This is a genomic window from Yinghuangia sp. ASG 101 (assembly GCF_021165735.1).
Taxonomy (GTDB): domain Bacteria; phylum Actinomycetota; class Actinomycetes; order Streptomycetales; family Streptomycetaceae; genus Yinghuangia.
The window spans coordinates 3,201,446-3,216,709 of sequence record NZ_CP088911.1 but is presented as its reverse complement, the minus strand read 5'-3'; the positions used below and the strand labels follow the sequence as shown (position 1 = coordinate 3,216,709).

General features: G+C 72.2%; 13 protein-coding genes. 8 read left to right on the top strand and 5 right to left on the bottom strand.

Annotation, left to right across the window (positions count from 1 at the left end):
- Window positions 1-52: 52 nt before the first annotated feature.
- The 6 genes from mfd to LO772_RS13390 all read left to right on the top strand — a co-directional run bounded on the left by mfd (window position 53) and on the right by LO772_RS13390 (window position 8,469).
- Window positions 53-3,601 (top strand): transcription-repair coupling factor, encoded by a 3,549-nt coding sequence (gene mfd, locus LO772_RS13415; RefSeq protein ID WP_231778637.1) that lies wholly within the window; start codon window positions 53-55, stop codon window positions 3,599-3,601.
- A 170-nt stretch (window positions 3,602-3,771) separates the two neighbouring features.
- Window positions 3,772-4,737, top strand: a complete 966-nt coding sequence (locus LO772_RS13410) for an SPFH domain-containing protein (protein WP_443089409.1) — start codon at window positions 3,772-3,774, stop codon at window positions 4,735-4,737.
- A gap of 10 nt (window positions 4,738-4,747) precedes the next feature.
- Window positions 4,748-5,152: a hypothetical protein gene (locus LO772_RS36305; protein WP_443089408.1), complete on the top strand. Its 405-nt coding sequence runs from the start codon at window positions 4,748-4,750 to the stop codon at window positions 5,150-5,152.
- Between the two features lie 188 nt (window positions 5,153-5,340).
- Window positions 5,341-5,994 (top strand): GOLPH3/VPS74 family protein, encoded by a 654-nt coding sequence (locus LO772_RS13400; RefSeq protein WP_231778636.1) that lies wholly within the window; start codon window positions 5,341-5,343, stop codon window positions 5,992-5,994.
- A 776-nt stretch (window positions 5,995-6,770) separates the two neighbouring features.
- Window positions 6,771-7,379 (top strand): SurA N-terminal domain-containing protein, encoded by a 609-nt coding sequence (locus tag LO772_RS13395; protein ID WP_231778635.1) that lies wholly within the window; start codon window positions 6,771-6,773, stop codon window positions 7,377-7,379.
- Between the two features lie 28 nt (window positions 7,380-7,407).
- Window positions 7,408-8,469, top strand: a complete 1,062-nt coding sequence (locus LO772_RS13390) for a MazG family protein (RefSeq protein WP_231778634.1) — start codon at window positions 7,408-7,410, stop codon at window positions 8,467-8,469.
- 13 nt (window positions 8,470-8,482) lie between these two features.
- On the opposite strand, the gene LO772_RS13385 is transcribed toward LO772_RS13390, so the two are convergent.
- Genes LO772_RS13385 through LO772_RS13365 form a run of 5 tightly spaced genes read right to left on the bottom strand, consistent with a single transcriptional unit; the run spans window position 8,483 to window position 13,291 of the window.
- Window positions 8,483-9,346 carry an immunity 49 family protein gene (locus tag LO772_RS13385; RefSeq protein WP_231778633.1) on the bottom strand — a complete coding sequence of 288 codons (864 nt, stop codon included), beginning with the start codon at window positions 9,344-9,346 and terminating at the stop codon, window positions 8,483-8,485.
- Window positions 9,347-9,358: 12 nt separating this feature from the next.
- Window positions 9,359-12,199 (bottom strand): hypothetical protein, encoded by a 2,841-nt coding sequence (locus LO772_RS13380; RefSeq protein WP_231778632.1) that lies wholly within the window; start codon window positions 12,197-12,199, stop codon window positions 9,359-9,361.
- Between the two features lie 3 nt (window positions 12,200-12,202).
- A complete protein-coding gene (locus tag LO772_RS13375; RefSeq protein ID WP_231778631.1) occupies window positions 12,203-12,580 on the bottom strand; it encodes a DUF6507 family protein in 378 nt (125 codons plus the stop codon).
- Window positions 12,581-12,627: 47 nt separating this feature from the next.
- Window positions 12,628-12,939, bottom strand: a complete 312-nt coding sequence (locus LO772_RS13370; RefSeq protein WP_231778630.1) for a pore-forming ESAT-6 family protein — start codon at window positions 12,937-12,939, stop codon at window positions 12,628-12,630.
- 19 nt (window positions 12,940-12,958) lie between these two features.
- Window positions 12,959-13,291 carry a hypothetical protein gene (locus LO772_RS13365; RefSeq protein ID WP_231778629.1) on the bottom strand — a complete coding sequence of 111 codons (333 nt, stop codon included), beginning with the start codon at window positions 13,289-13,291 and terminating at the stop codon, window positions 12,959-12,961.
- 205 nt (window positions 13,292-13,496) lie between these two features.
- On the opposite strand from LO772_RS13365, the gene LO772_RS36300 reads away from it, so the two are divergent.
- Both LO772_RS36300 and LO772_RS13355 read left to right on the top strand, forming a co-directional pair.
- The gene (locus tag LO772_RS36300; RefSeq protein WP_443089407.1) at window positions 13,497-13,907 is read left to right on the top strand and encodes a hypothetical protein; all 411 of its coding nucleotides are present in this window, start codon (window positions 13,497-13,499) and stop codon (window positions 13,905-13,907) included.
- Window positions 13,904-15,241 (top strand): EsaB/YukD family protein, encoded by a 1,338-nt coding sequence (locus LO772_RS13355; RefSeq protein WP_231778628.1) that lies wholly within the window; start codon window positions 13,904-13,906, stop codon window positions 15,239-15,241. Before LO772_RS36300 ends, LO772_RS13355 begins: the two co-directional genes overlap by 4 nt.
- Window positions 15,242-15,264: the final 23 nt, after the last annotated feature.

Here is a 15,264-nt window from a genome sequence, read left to right as displayed (position 1 = left end):
GGGGCGTTCCGCGTTGGCCGCGCGCCGCCCGTCCGGAGGATTCGCGCAACTCATGAGCCTTACCGGTCTTCTCGATGCCGTCGTCGCCGATCCCGCGTTCACCGAGGCCACCCGCGCCGCGGAGAGCGGGGGGCGGCCCCACTTGGACCTGGTCGGTCCGCCGGCGCTGCGGCCGTTCCTGGTCGCCGCCATCGCGGCCCGCGCCGGGCGTCCCGTGCTCGCCGTGACCGCCACCGGGCGCGAGAGCGAGGACCTGGTCAGCGCGCTGGGCTCGCTGCTGCCGCCCGAGTCGGTGGTGGAGTTCCCGGCGTGGGAGACGCTGCCGCACGAGCGGCTGTCGCCGCGCTCCGACACCGTCGGGCGCCGGCTCGCGGTGCTGCGCCGGCTCGCGCACCCCGGTGCGCCCGACACCGTCGGCGGCCCGGTCAAGGTCGTGGTCGCGCCGGTGCGCAGCGTGCTGCAACCGCAGGTCAAGGGGCTCGGCGACCTCGTGCCGGTGAGCCTCGTGGCGGGTGCGGAAGCCGAGCTGGACGACGCCGTCGAACGGCTCGCCGCCGCCGCGTACTCCCGGGTCGACCTCGTGGAGAAGCGCGGCGAGTTCGCGGTGCGCGGCGGCATCCTGGACGTGTTCCCGCCCACCGAGGAGCACCCGCTCCGCATCGAGTTCTGGGGCGACCAGGTCGAGGAGATCCGCTACTTCAAGGTCGCCGACCAGCGCTCGCTGGAGGTGGCCGAGGACGGCCTGTGGGCGCCGCCGTGCCGCGAGCTGCTGCTGACCCCCGAGGTGCGCGAGCGGGCCGCCGAGCTGCTGGCCGACCACCCCAGCCTCGCCGACATGCTCGGCAGGATCAGCGAGGGCGTCGCGGTCGAGGGCATGGAGTCGCTCGCGCCCGCCCTGGTCGACGACATGGAGCTGCTGCTCGACGTGCTCCCGGCCGGCAGCCACATCCTGGTGTGCGACCCCGAGCGCGTACGGACGCGCGCCGCCGACCTCGTGGCGACCAGCCGGGAGTTCCTGGACGCGTCGTGGGCCGCGGCGGCCGGCGGCGGCGAGAGCCCGATCGACGTCGGCGCGGCGTCGCTGCGCGGTATCGCGGAGATCCGCGAGCACGCCCGGGAGATCGGGGTGCCGTGGTGGACGACCAGCCCGTTCAGCGCCGACACCGAGCTGGACGCGCGCCTTGAGGCGGACACCGTGGTCGCCGGCGTGCAGGCGGTGGAGTCGTACCGCGGGGACTCGGCGCGCGTGCTGGCCGACGTCAAGGGCCGCCTGGCCGACGACTGGCGCATCGTCTTCGTCACGGAGGGCCACGGCCCCGCGCAGCGCTATGTCGAGCTGCTGTCCGGCGAGGGCGTCGCCGCGCGCCTGGACGCCGACCTGCCCGCCGCCCCCGGCCCGGGGCTGGTGCACGTCGCGACCGGGCGGATCGAGAACGGCTTCGTCTCCGACAGCCTCAAGCTGCTCGTGCTCACCGAGACCGACGTGTCGGGGCAGCGCAGCTCGACGAAGGACATGCGGCGCCTGCCCAGCCGCCGCCGCAACGTCGTCGACCCGCTCCAGCTCAAGACCGGCGATTATGTGGTGCACGAGCAGCACGGCGTCGGCCGCTACATCGAGATGGTGCAGCGCACGGTCGGCGGGGCGCAGCGCGAGTACCTGGTCGTCGAGTACGCCCCGGCCAAGCGCGGCCAGCCGGGCGACCGGCTGTTCGTCCCGACCGACCAGCTCGAACAGGTGACCAAGTACGTCGGCGGCGAGGCGCCGTCGCTGCACCGGCTCGGCGGCGCGGACTGGCAGAAGACCAAGTCGAAGGCGAAGAAGGCGGTCAAGCAGATCGCCGGCGAGCTGATCCAGCTGTACTCGGCGCGCATGGCCGCGCCCGGACACGCGTTCGGGACGGACACGCCGTGGCAGCGCGAGCTGGAGGACGCGTTCCCGTACGCCGAGACGCCCGACCAGCTCTCGTCCATCGAAGAGGTGAAGGCCGACATGGAGAAGTCGGTCCCGATGGACCGGCTGATCTGCGGCGACGTCGGCTACGGCAAGACCGAGATCGCGGTGCGCGCGGCGTTCAAGGCGGTGCAGGACGGCAAGCAGGTCGCGGTGCTCGTGCCCACGACGCTGCTGGTGCAGCAGCACTTCTCGACGTTCGCCGAGCGCTACGCGCAGTTCCCGGTCAACGTGCGCGCGCTGTCGCGCTTCCAGACCGACGGCGAGGCCAAGGCGACCCTCGAAGGCCTCGCGGAGGGCAGCGTCGACCTGGTCATCGGCACCCACCGGCTGTTCTCGCAGGACACCCGGTTCAAGGACCTCGGCCTGGTGATCGTCGACGAGGAGCAGCGCTTCGGCGTCGAGCACAAGGAGCAGCTGAAGAAGCTGCGCGCGAACGTCGACGTGCTGACGATGTCGGCGACGCCGATCCCGCGCACGCTGGAGATGGCGGTCACCGGCATCCGCGAGATGTCGACGATCACCACGCCGCCGGAGGAGCGGCACCCGGTGCTGACGTTCGTCGGGGCGTACGACGACAAGCAGATCGCCGCCGCGGTGCGCCGCGAACTGCTGCGCGAGGGCCAGGTGTTCTACATCCACAACCGCGTCGAGTCGATCGACAAGGCGGCGGCGAAGATCCGCGAGCTGGTGCCGGAGGCGCGCGTCGCGACCGCGCACGGGCAGATGAACGAGAACGCCCTCGAACGCGTCGTGGTCGACTTCTGGGAGAAGGAGTTCGACGTCCTGGTCTGCACGACCATCGTGGAGTCGGGCATCGACATCTCGAACGCCAACACCCTGATCGTCGAGCGCGCCGACAACTTCGGGCTGTCGCAGCTGCACCAGTTGCGCGGCCGGGTGGGCCGGGGGCGCGAGCGGGCGTACGCGTACTTCCTGTATCCGCCGGAGAAGCCGCTGACCGAGACCGCGCACGAACGGCTGGCGACGATCGCGCAGCACACCGAGATGGGCGCGGGCATGTTCGTCGCGATGAAGGACCTGGAGATCCGCGGCGCCGGCAATCTGCTGGGCGGTGAGCAGTCCGGGCACATCCAGGGCGTCGGGTTCGACCTGTACGTGCGGCTGGTCGGCGAGGCCGTCGCGGAGTACAAGGGCGACCAGGCCGAAGAGGTGCCCGAGGTGAAGGTCGAACTGCCGGTCGACGCCCACATCCCGCACGACTACGTGCCGGGGGAGCGGCTGCGCCTGGAGGCGTACAAGCGCATCGCGGCGATCACGTGCGAGGACGACATCGCGGCGGTGCGTGCCGAACTGACCGACCGGTACGGGCCGTTGCCGGTTCCGGTGGAGAACCTGCTGGAGGTCGCGAGGTTCCGGGCGCATGTGCGCCGGGCGGGGCTGACCGATGTGACGTTGCAGGGCAACTTCGTCCGGTTCGGGCCCGTGGACCTGCGGGAGTCGCAGCAGCTGCGGCTGCAGCGGCTGTACCCGAAGACGCTGGTGAAGGGGGCCGTGCACCAGATCCTGGTGCCCAAGCCGATGACCGCGCGCATCGGCGGGCAGCCGCTGCGCGACACCGCGCTGCTGGGCTGGGCGCGGGACCTGGTGGACGCGGTGTTGCTGGAGCCGATCGCGGCGTCGCGGTAGCGGCGCCCGGCGCGCGGCGCGCGAGGGACGGCCCCGGTGCCCGGCTTCGGCCGGCCGCCGGGGCCTTTTCGCGGTTGTCCACCGCCCGCGAGAGACCGAGGGATCTCCCTCGCGAAAAAGTGATATCACTTTGCTAACCTGGTGCTGTCAGCACGAACCTTGGAGGAGCCATGGCCGACGCCCGGAACCCAGGTGGCGACACGACCGGCGGCGAGACCGGCGACGAGAAGCGCGGCCTCGTCGACATGCCCGACCCGCAGGTCCGCGAGCGCGTCGTGCACGGCGTCGGCGGCGTCCCGGCCCTGATCGTCGGCCTGCTGCTGCTCGTCGGGGCCGTCGTCCTGTTCTTCGTCGCCGCGGCGGTGGGCGGCGGAGCCCAGGTGGCGCTGATCGTCCTGGGCATCGTGATCATCCTCGGCGCGCTGTTCGGCCTGGGCGGGCTCACCACGATCGCCCCGGGCCAGGCGCGCGTCATCCAGCTCTTCGGGCACTACCAGGGCACCGTGCGCCACCAGGGGCTGCGCTTCTTCAACCCGTTGACCGGCCGCACCAGAGTGTCCACCCGGATCCGCAACCTGGAGACCCAGACCGCCAAGGTCAACGACTTCGACGGCAACCCGATCGAGATCGCCGCCGTCGTGGTGTGGCAGGTGCAGGACACCGCGCAGGCGATGTTCGAGGTCGACGACTTCGAGGAGTTCGTCGCGATCCAGTCCGAGACGGCCGTGCGGCACATCGCCAACAGCTACCCGTACGACAACCACAACACCGACGGCCTCTCGCTCCGCGACAACGCCGACGAGATCACCGCGAAGCTCTCCGCCGAGATCGGCGCCCGCGTCGAGTCGGCCGGCGTCCGGGTCATCGAGTCGCGGATCACGCGCCTCGCGTACGCCCCCGAGATCGCCCAGGCGATGCTGCGCCGCCAGCAGGCCGGGGCCGTCGTCGCGGCCCGCACCCGGATCGTCGAGGGCGCGGTGGGCATGGTCGAGCTGGCGCTGCACCGGTTGGAGGAGCAGCACCTGGTCGAGCTGGACGACGAGCGCCGCGCGGCGATGGTGAGCAACCTGCTCGTGGTGCTGTGCAGCGAGCAGGCCACCCAGCCGGTGGTGAACTCGGGGTCCCTCTACCAATGACCGGGCGCGTATGACCGAGCGCAAGAAGATCCTGCTCCGGCTGGACCCCGCGGTGCACGACGCGGTGGCCCGCTGGGCGGCCGACGAACTGCGCAGCACCAACTCGCAGGTCGAGTTCCTGCTGCGCCGGGCGCTGGCCGAGGCGGGCCGCATGCCGCGGGACGCCGGTCGCCCGGTACGCCGCGGGCGCCCGCGCAAGGACGACGGCGACCCGGGCCCGGGCGGCGCCGTCGACGACGGCCCGGCCGCCGAGGACGACCACGGGGGGCACGACGGGGAACGCGCGGCCGGGCACGGCGGCGCGGACGGCGAGCGAAGCGGAGGCGGCGATGTCGCTGGAGACGCTGGTGGCGGGGGTGGCCGCGGTGCTCGCGGCCCTGGCGACGATGGCGGTCTCGACGCCGAGACGGCCTGACCACGACACGTGGTGGACGGGCGGGGCGGCGGACGACCGGCCGCCGGACAGACCGCGCGACCTCCCACCCGGCCGCCGGCACGAGCAAGCGCACGACCGGCCCGGCGACCGAGCGCGCGACCGGAACCACGATCGACCGTACGACCGGTCGCACGACCGGCCGGCCCCGGGGGAAGCGGAGGCGGACGATGATCGAGTTGAACGAACTCTCCCTCGCACAACGCATGTTCCTGCTGGCCTACGATCCTGCCCACACCCGCGCCGCCGGCCGCGACAAGCTCGGGCTTGTGCTGAACGCCGCCGCGCTGCAGGGTCTGCTTGACGGCGGGTTCCTGACCGACGACGACGGCACCGCGGCCCCGGCCGGCGCCCGGGGGGCCGTCCCGGACGACCCGCTGGAGGCGGCGGTGTACGCCCGGATCGGCGAGTCCGGCCGCCGTCGGCCGTGGCGGCACTGGGTGCGCAAGGCCGAGCACCGCGCGGTCGGCACGGTCCGCGAGGGCCTCGCACAGCGCCGCGTGCTGCGGCTCACCCCGAAGCGGATTCTGCTGGTGTTCCCGGCACACGGCATCGAACTGCGCCAACCCCGGCTGCGGACCGAGGCCATGGCGGGTGTCCGCGACGCGCTGCGGGGGACGCTCGCGCCGTCGCGCGTGCCCCGCGAGTGCGCGGCAAGCGCGGTGTTCGCGCACGTGGGCGGCATGCGCACGGTCCTGTCCTGGCGCGAACGACGCGAGACCAAGGCCCGGGCCACCGGACTGGCCCTCCCCCTGGAACCACTCCCGAGCGCCCTCCGCAGAGCCATCCGCGACAAACAAGCCACCCAAAACAGCGGCGGCTGACCCCCACCACCCCCACGCCCAGACGCCCTCACCCCAAGTCCACACCCAGGCGTCCCCGCTGCACCCCGCACACGGCGACGCCCCCGCCGCGCACCCACGCGCGGACGCCGGTCACGGCAACCCCACACCCAGGCGTGTCCCCACCTCCGCACCACATGGAGACGCCCTCGCCGCGGCTCAGGCGCGCTGGTGCCCGATCGCGACCCCGCGCGCAGGCGCCCCGTCGGCACCCCGCGCCAGACGCCGTCACCGCAACTCCGCGCGCAGGCGTCCCCGCCTCCGCACCGCGTGGAGACGCCCCCTGCTGCGGCTCAGGCGCGCTGGTGCCCGATCGCGACCCCGCGCGCAGGCGACCCCGCCGGCATCCCGCGCGCGGACGCCGGTCACCGCGGCTCCGCGCGCAGGCGTCCCCCCTCCGCACCGCATGGAGACGCTGCCGCCGCGGCTGCGCGCAATGACGCCCCCACCGCGACTTCGGCGCGTCGGTGCCCCATCGCGACCCCGCGCGCAGGCGACCCCGCCGGCACCCCGCGCGCAGGCGTCGTCACCGCGGCTCCGCGCGCGGGGTCCCCTCCACCGCATCCGGCTCGTGTGGACGTGGCGGGTGAACGGTTTTTGTTGGTTGGTGGCTTGAAATGTTGGAAAGTGATCGGTGGCCTGCCGTGAACTTGGGAAAGTCTCAGGCGCGGCGGCGTGCCCGGTCGTATCTTTGATCGTTGGTCAAGGGTCAAACGCAATGCCGCCGTACCAGCGCCATCGAACCTAAGGGAGTTCGTGTGAGTCGCACGTCGCGTTCCGCCCCCGTAGTCGCCCTCGCCGCCGTTCTCGCGGGCTTCGTCCTCACCGGCTGTTCGGACACCAAGACCGGCGCCGCCGCCGTGGTGAACGGCGACCGCGTCGAGATCTCCACCCTCAACTCCCTCGTCGAGCAGGCCGCGGACGCGCGCCAGAGTGTCGGGGCGGAGCCGGTGCCGGGTGTCGAGGCGAGCCAGGAGGAGCTGACGTCGGTCCTCACCGACAAGGTCCTCGACGAGGCCGCGCGCCGGGCCGGCATCGTGGTCACCGCCACCGAGATCGCGGACGCCAAGCGCGACTGGGCCGGTACGAACCCGGGCGCGACGATCGAGACGCTGCTCGCCCGGCAGGGCGTCCCGGCGTCGCAGGTCGACCACTTCGTGCGCCGCAGCGTGCTGATCGACAAGATCATCATCGCCAACGGCCAGGACCCCCGCACCGAGGCTGGCCAGCAGAAGGTCGTCGAGGTCTTCCGGTCCACCGCGGAAAGCATGGACATCACCGTGAACCCCCGGTACGGGCAGTGGAACCCGGCCGACGGCCTCGTCCCCACGACGTACGGATGGCTCACCCCGAACCGGATCGCCTGAGCGCACGCGGGGCCCTTACCGTGATCCCGTGAGCGACGAGACCCACGAGACCCACGAGCCCCCCCAAGGCCCGCCCCGACTGATCCTCCTGACCGGCACCCACCGGGTCGCCCCCGGCCTGCTGAGCTGGCCCGCGTGGCAGGTGCTGCGCGCGACCTCGGCCGCCGGCGGCCGGGTGCTGACCGGCGAGGCCGATCACCCGCAACTGCCGTACGTGCGCGAGGCGGGCGTCGACGTCACCGTCGTCGCGGCCGGCCCGGCGCCGGCACTCGCCCGGCGCCTGATGGCGGACGCGCGTACCGCCCCGGTCCTGTGGCTGGCCGGTTCCGACGGCGACCCCGAGTTGGGCGCGGCGCTCGCGCAGGCCGCGGCCGGTGCCGGTGCCCCGGGTGATCTCCCCGCGATCGAGGTCGTGCCCGGTTCGTGGGACCTCCCGGGCGCGCGCGTGCTCGACCTCGTCGCGGTCATGGACCGGCTGCGGTCGCCGGGCGGGTGCCCGTGGGACGCCCGGCAGTCGCACGCGTCGCTGGTCCGCTACCTGGTCGAAGAGGCGTACGAACTCGTCGACGCGATCGACTCCGGCGACCGCGCGCACCTGCGCGAGGAGCTCGGCGACGTGCTGCTCCAGGTGGTCTTCCACGCCCGCGTCGCGGAGGAGGACGCCGACGACCCGTTCACGATCGACGACGTCGCGGGCGGCATCGTCGCCAAGCTGATGCACCGCCACCCGCACGTGTTCGGCGACGTCGTGGCCGAGACCGCCGAGCACGTGGAGCGCAACTGGGAGGAGCTGAAGGCCGCCGAGAAGACCGAACGCGAATCGGTCGTCGACGGCATCCCGCTCGGCCAGCCCGCGCTGTCGCTGGCCGGCAAGGTGCTGTCCCGCACGCGCCGCGCGGGGCTCGACGTGCCGGTGCCCGCCGTGATCGCCGAGCCCGAACGCGTCGACGCCGACACCGTCGGCGCCCTCCTGCTGGCCGTCACCGAACTCGCCGGACGCCACGACGTCGACGCCGAGACCGCGCTGCGCGCGGCGGCCCTGCGCCACCGCGAGGCGGTACGCGCCGCCGAGACGGCGGCGCGCACCTGACACACGGCCGGGATCAGGTCTCGAACTCGCCGAGCCACGACCGCCGGAGGAAGTGCTTCGGCAGGTAGTCCGACTCGACGTCGATGGGGAAGCCCGCGTCGTACGCCAGGCACGTGATCGCGAGCGGGCCGAGGGCGAGCATCCCCGCGACGGTGTCCGCGAGTTCCTCGTCGGCCGACCAGAACTGCCGGTGTGCCCGCAGCGCCTCCAGCAGGGCCTGGTTGAAGCCCGCGTGGTCCCTCCGCACGAACTTGTGGAACATGTTGATCGGCTGGTAGAGGATCTTCTCCAGCAGTTCCCGGTCGGTGTTGCGGGCGACGTTCGGGTACGACGCCTCGATCGTCGCCGTCAGCTTCTCGGCCAGCCCGGGGCGTTCGAGCCAGTACGCCTGCAACGTGTCGATCCAGTGGTAGACGTACTCGTCGTATTGCACCTCGGCGCCGCGCACCACGTCGAGCGGGACCTCCGCGAGCAGCGTCATGCGCTCCTGATCGCGGCACACGATCGCGAGCCAGAACGCCTTGAGCCAGTTCCCGCCGTCCGCGTCGTGGGACGGGCCGGCCGCCGGGATGGTCCGCGTCTCGTGGGCGATCCGGCAGGTGACCGTCTCGCCCTCGGGCGCGGTCGCCGACGCGAACAGCGCCGACGAGATCTGCATCGCGGTGACCACCCCTTCCCACGACTCCAGCAGGGAGCCGCTCGGGTTGATCGCGAGGCGGGCCTGAAGCGCGGTCAGCGCCGTGTTCAGCGCGCGGGCCCCCGAGGTCGGTGACCGCTCCATGAACATGATGTTGTCCGCGAGTGTCGCTTCGAGGGCCTTGGCGTAGCCCTCGTCGGCGATACTCGGATTGCTGTGCCGGGGCACTTCGACAACCACGGCGTTCTCCCGTCACCCGATGTTGAACTTGCGCATGGTGTAGCCACCATACGTAGCGCCGTCGGGTTTGCCCTTGACGACGATGTAGTCGAGCTGCTTGGCGTCCAGGGCGGCCTTCAGCTTCCCGGCGAGGTCTGTCTCGCCCCGAAGCTCCATCCTGGCGATGATGTCGTCGAAGTAGGCCCGGGTGCCCTGCGAGACGCGAGCGCCGTCCAGTGTGGTCCGGGCGCCCAGCGAGGTGCCGGTCGAGCTCTTCGCCTCGATGACGACGTACTTGCCCTCGGGAGTCTTCCAGACCTGGTCGAACTGGTGGTTGCCGTTCGGGGGGCCGCCGAGCGGCTGCTGCGTGGCGCCCTTGTAGTGGTCGGGGATCACCTGCTCGGCCGCCGCCTCGCCGAAGTCCTCGGAGAACCGCGACATTTCGGTGTGCCGGGTCTTGTAGATCGCCTCCGCCATCTCGAAGTTGTGGAGGTTCTCGGGGGTGGGGTTCGCGTCGTAGGCGCTCTTCGTGTCGGTGAGGTCCTTCGCGGCGTTCGAGTCCCACTCGATCGCCTGGTGGCGTTTCGCCGCGAGATCATCCAGCGTCGAGAGCTGCGGCTGGCCGTCGAGAGCCTGCCGGGTGCCCGGCGGGATGGCGTCCGGCAGGTACTTCGGCGGCAGCGGGGTCGGCAGCTTGGACGTCGGCACCCACTTGTGGGTGTCGAAGTCCCAGTGGATCTTCGGCACTCCGCTGTCGGCCGCGAAGCGGTGCCCGTTGGCCTTGTAGTAGTCCGACGGCCAACGGCCTTCCGTGTTGGCACGGTTGACCCAGTACTCGTCCCACGTCTTCTGCTGCTCGGGCGTCGAGTGTTCGTCGGGCTTGGGCGGTTCCGGGCCGTTGGGGTCGGTGCCCGGCCGGTAGTCGTCGGGTGTCGTGGGCAGGTCGTGGTCGGGGGTCGCCGGCAGGTCGTCCCCGAGACCGGTGGGGAGGTCGTCGCCCAGCCCGGTGGGGAGGTCGTCTCCGAGGCCGGCCGGCAGGTCGTCGCCCCATCCCGCGGGGAGGTCGTCTCCGAGGCCCGTCGGCAGGTCGTTTCCCGGGCCGGTCGGCAGGTCGTGGCCGGGCGTGGTCGGCAGACCGTTGTCGACCAGGTTGGTCCCGGTCGGCACCGGGCCGTCGCCGAGCGGGCCGGTACCCGTGGGCGGGTGCGGGCCGCCGGGTGTCTCGGGCAGCCCGCTGCCTCCCGGTGGAGCGAACTCCGCCGTCGGCCCCAGCGGCGGTCCGCCGCCCGGCACATGCGGGACGGTCCCGCCGGGAACGTTCGGTACGGCCCCGCCCGGCACGTCGGGCACCACCCCGCCGGGCAGGTCGCCCGGCGTCGCACCGCCCGGCAATCCGTCGCCGACGTGGGCGGTGACCCCGGTGGGTACCTGGTTGGCGCCGACCTCCACCAGGTCGGGCGGCGTGCCGTCGAGCAACGCCCGGTCCGCCGCCGACAGTTCGACGGGGATCGTGTCCGGGGTCTGGTTGATCCCGTCCGGCGGCTTGAGCGTGCCGTCGGGGAGCAGTGTGCTGCCGTCGGGCAGGCGCACCGAGTTGTCCGGCAGCTCGACGGCGTTGGTCCCCGGCGGAAGTTCGGGCAACGGCTTGCCGGCCGGCGGGAGTTCGATGTTGTCGGGCAACCGGAAGGTGCCGTCGGGGAGTTCGATGGCCTTCAGCGCGGTGAGGTCGATCAGTTTGCCGGTGACCGTGCTGATCTTGGTCAGCCCGTTGAGGCCCGCGCCCAGGCCCTTCGCGACGTACGTCATCGGGTCGATGATGGTGCCGACCCGCGCGGCGATGGTCGCGGCCTTCGTGGCCGCGCTCGCCCCCGTGGCGGTGCCCTTGACGGCCGTCCCGGTGCCGAGGGTCGCGACGGTGGTGAGGACGTTGAACGTCACCAAACCGGCGGCCTTCGCGGGGTCCTTGCTCCATTCGTCCCACGCGATCAGCGACTTGCCCACTGCGAGCGTGGTGTCGAGGCTGTCGTTGACCCAGTTCTTGATCGGGCCCGGCAGGTGGTCCTTGGTCGCCAGGACCAGCGGGAACGCCAGCGGACACGCCAACAGGGCCAGGCCCGTGGCGAGTTGGCCGAGGCCCTTCCAGGCCGCGCCGAAGTTGTCGCTCCACGGGTTGAGGAGGGTGCCGAGACCGGTGATCGTGCCCCAGATCCCGTCGACGATGATGCCGTCCCACACGAAGCTCTTGAGGTGGTGGCCGATCTCGTACCAGTGGTGCTTCTCCTCGACGGCCTTGCCCCAGGGGGTCTCGCCGGCCTTCGCCATGTCGTCGACGGACATGCCGTACATGTTCTCGCCGCCGGAGCCGTCGTCGACCTTCCACTGCGTGCCGCCGACGAGCGCGGTGATCTTGTTGGCGGCGGTGCGCTCGGCGGCCCAGAACTCGCCGACGGTCGTGGAGATGTCCTTGATGAGCTGGTTGTTGCGCTCGACCTTGTCGCCGTCGTACTGCCACTCGTCGTCGTCCTTGATCTCGGCGACGAAATCGTGCGCGTCGGAGCGCAGCGAGTTCAGCCGGGAGACGATCGGGGTGATCTCGTCGGCGTAGTCGGACAGCGCCGTGCCGACCTTTTCGAGCTGGTCGGCGAAGCCGTCCGCGCGGGTCTCCACCGTCGACGTCGTGGCGAAGAGCTGGTCGGCCTCGGGTGCCTTGTAGCACGATTCGAGCTTGCCGAAACGCTCGTGGATCGTCGACCCGGTCGTCCGGAACGATCCCGCGTCGGTCGTCAACGCGGCGTGATCGGTGGCCAGTTGCCCCAGGTCACCGGTGAACTCCGGAATCCCGGACGGGTCCACCCTCTCCGGTCCGTCACCCATCGCCTAGTCCCCCTCGCCCGACCCGGGCAGCTTGACCTCGGGCTCCTTGAGCGCCTTGTCCTGCGCCTCCTCGGCCATCTCGATGTCGCCGTTCACGTACGCCACCGTCGCGTCGGACGCGCCCTGGATCGACGCGGTCGCCCGTGCGGCGACGTACGCGATGTCGGTCTGCGTCTTCTCCGCGAACTCGGCCAGCGCGGCGCCCACCAGGCCGGCCTCGGGCTTGTCGCCCTCCATCATGTAGAGCGTGCCCGCCGACTTCGCGGAGCTCTCCAGGTGGCCGGAGTAGTCCGTGCCCCAGGTCTCGATGCCCTCCGCGGCCTCGACGGTTTTCTCCAGGACGCCTCGCACGCCCACCGGATCGATGTCCCAGCCCGACATCCCTCGGACCCCCGCTCGCTGCTCGTCGTCGTGCCCGCCGCCGTTGTTCAGCCGATGCCGTCGACCGCGGCCTTCGCGCGGCTCAGCGTCGTCTGGGCGGTCCCGTCGTTCGTCTCCAGCGTCGTCTTCAACAGGCCGATGATCGACCGCACTTCGCCCGCCGCGCTGTTCCAGCGCTGCTCGACGCCGTGGTACTGGTCGGACACACCGTCCGCCTGGAAGTCGGCCATGGCCGTCTTCACCTGGCTGTCGCGGTCCGAAATGACCTGCTCCAGCTGCGTGATGACGGTCTGCAGATTGGTCTGCGCGTCACCCGAGGCGCCGATGTCGTAGCTGCGCCGGTCGCTGTTCGCTCCCATGTCCCTGACCTCCGTCGGATCAGCGCGCGCCGAAGCGGGCGCCGTCGAAATTCGCCGAACTCATGGCCTGCGTCGCGTTGTCGGCGGACTCCTGCTCGCCGCCGGAGAACGCCTGGTCCATGCCCGACTGACCGCCCAGGATCGCGCTGAGCGAGCCGTTCAGCGCGGACGTGATCTCGTCCGACCGGGCCTTGAACGAGTCGTACGCGGCCTTGCCCGAGCCGTTGAACTTCCCTTCCAGCGGCTCCGCGGCCACGAGCAACTGCCGGATCAGCGTGCCCAGATCGGTGCTCGCTCCCTGGGACTGTTTGACCAGCGTGGACAGGGCTTGGTTCCCCATGTCGAACTTCATGTCCGTCCGGGCCTCCTCACGTTGTGGTGCGTGCCGGTTGCGGCTGATCGCCTTGCCGATCGGTCACGCCGTGTTCATGCTCCCGATACGCTTTATCCAGTTCACGTATCCAGTTCAGCGCATCCTGGCCCACCGGCACCAAGGGAAACCCCTCGTTTCCCGTTGATTCGTGCGGGAGTTCGGAGGAACGGGGAAGGGGGACGGTGTGGCCCGGGACTACGACAGTCAACTTCTCGAATCGGTGGCGGTGCGTCGCCGACGGCTGCGCGACGCGCTGCTGTTCGGCTCCCAGCGCATCCGACGCAGCCTGGAGGAAGGACTCGGAAGGGTGTTCGGCGGCATCGCCCTGGCCACCGTGCTGTGCGCCGGCTGCGTAGGCTGGTCGTTCGTCGCCGAGCAGCGGTCGAAGAAGGACGACAAGCCGCCCACGCCGCAGCCCACTTCGCCGCTGGTCCCCGCGCCCCCGGGCGCGGTCGCGCCGACGCCCGCGGGGTCGGACGCGTGGGTGCCCGCCACCGCGCTCCCGCCGTCGTTCGCGCCCGGCACCGACCTCGCACCGACCCAGGCGCCCGCGACCGCGCCACCAGCCCCTGCCCTGGGAGTGAACGCCCAATGACCAGCACCACCCGGTCCCATGCCGCGTTGAGTCGGGTGACCGTGGTCGGGGAGCGCCGGCGCATCGACCTACTGCTCCCGTCCGAGGAGCCCGTGGGCCACCTGCTGCCCGACATACTGCGCATGCTGGAGGAGCCGCCCGGCACCACCCCGGGCGTCCGCAGGTTCGTCACCGGCACCGGAGCGGTGCTGGCCCCCGACGACACCCTCGCCTCCGCCGCGATCGCCGACGGCACCGTGCTGCGCCTCGTCCACCGCCGCGAGACACCGGCCGCGCCGGTCGTGCACGACGTCACCGACGAGGTGGCCGAGGACATCGACACCCGGCGCTGGCGCTGGGACGACCGCATCCGCAACGCCGCGGCCGGCACCGCCGCGATCGCGCTGAGCGTCATCGCCGCGTCGCTGGCCCGGGGGTGGTACGGCGCCGACAAGGTCGCCGGCTGGCTGGTCGGCGTCGGGCTCGGCGCCGCGGCCCTCGGCGCGCTCGCGTCGCTGCTGCGCAACCGCGAACTGGGCGGCGTCCTGATCCTGTTGGGCGGCGTCGTCGGGGGCATGGGCGCGTGGTCGGCGGCCGACGAGTCCCATCGCGTGCGCCTCGCCGCGATCGGCCTCGCGGTCGTCCTCGTCCTCGCCCTGGCCGCGGTCTGCACACCGCTCGGGCGGGGCGGGTTCGTCGGCGCGGGCGTGTTCGCGGTGCTCGTCGGCGGCTGGGAGGCCGGCGCGGCGGTGATCGACGAGGGGTACCGCGTCGGCGCGGTCATGGGCGCCGTCGCGGTCCTCACCCTGGGCCTCCTGCCGCGCTACGCCGTGATGGCGGCCGGCCTGACCCGGCTCGACGACCAGCGGTCGGGCGGCGCCGCGGTCGGCCGGCACCAGGTCGACACCGCGCTCGCCGCGACCCACCGGGGGCTCGCGCTGGCCACCGTGGCGTCGGCCGGATGCGTCGCCGTGGGCGGGTGGTTCGCGCTGCGCGAGGTCACCGCGTGGACCGTCGCGGTCGCGGCGCTCCTCGCGGTCGTCGTGATGTCGCGGGCGCGCGCGTTCCCGCTCGCCGTCGAGGTCGCGGCGCTCCTCGCGGCCGGGGCGGTGCTCGCCGTACGCCTGTTCGTCGTCTGGGCCGACCGCCCGGACCGGTCGGCGGGCGGGCCGCTGGCCGCCCTGTGCGTCCTCGCGCTGCTCCCGCTCACGGTGTTCGTCGTGCGCCCGCCCGACCACGTGCGCGTCCGGCTGCGACGGTTCGCCAACGTCGTCGAGACGCTGGGGGTGGTGGCGCTGATCCCCGTCTGCATCGGCGCGTTCGGCGTCTACGGGCGTCTGCTGGAGACGTTCTGAGGATCGGGAGGCGCCGGTTCCCG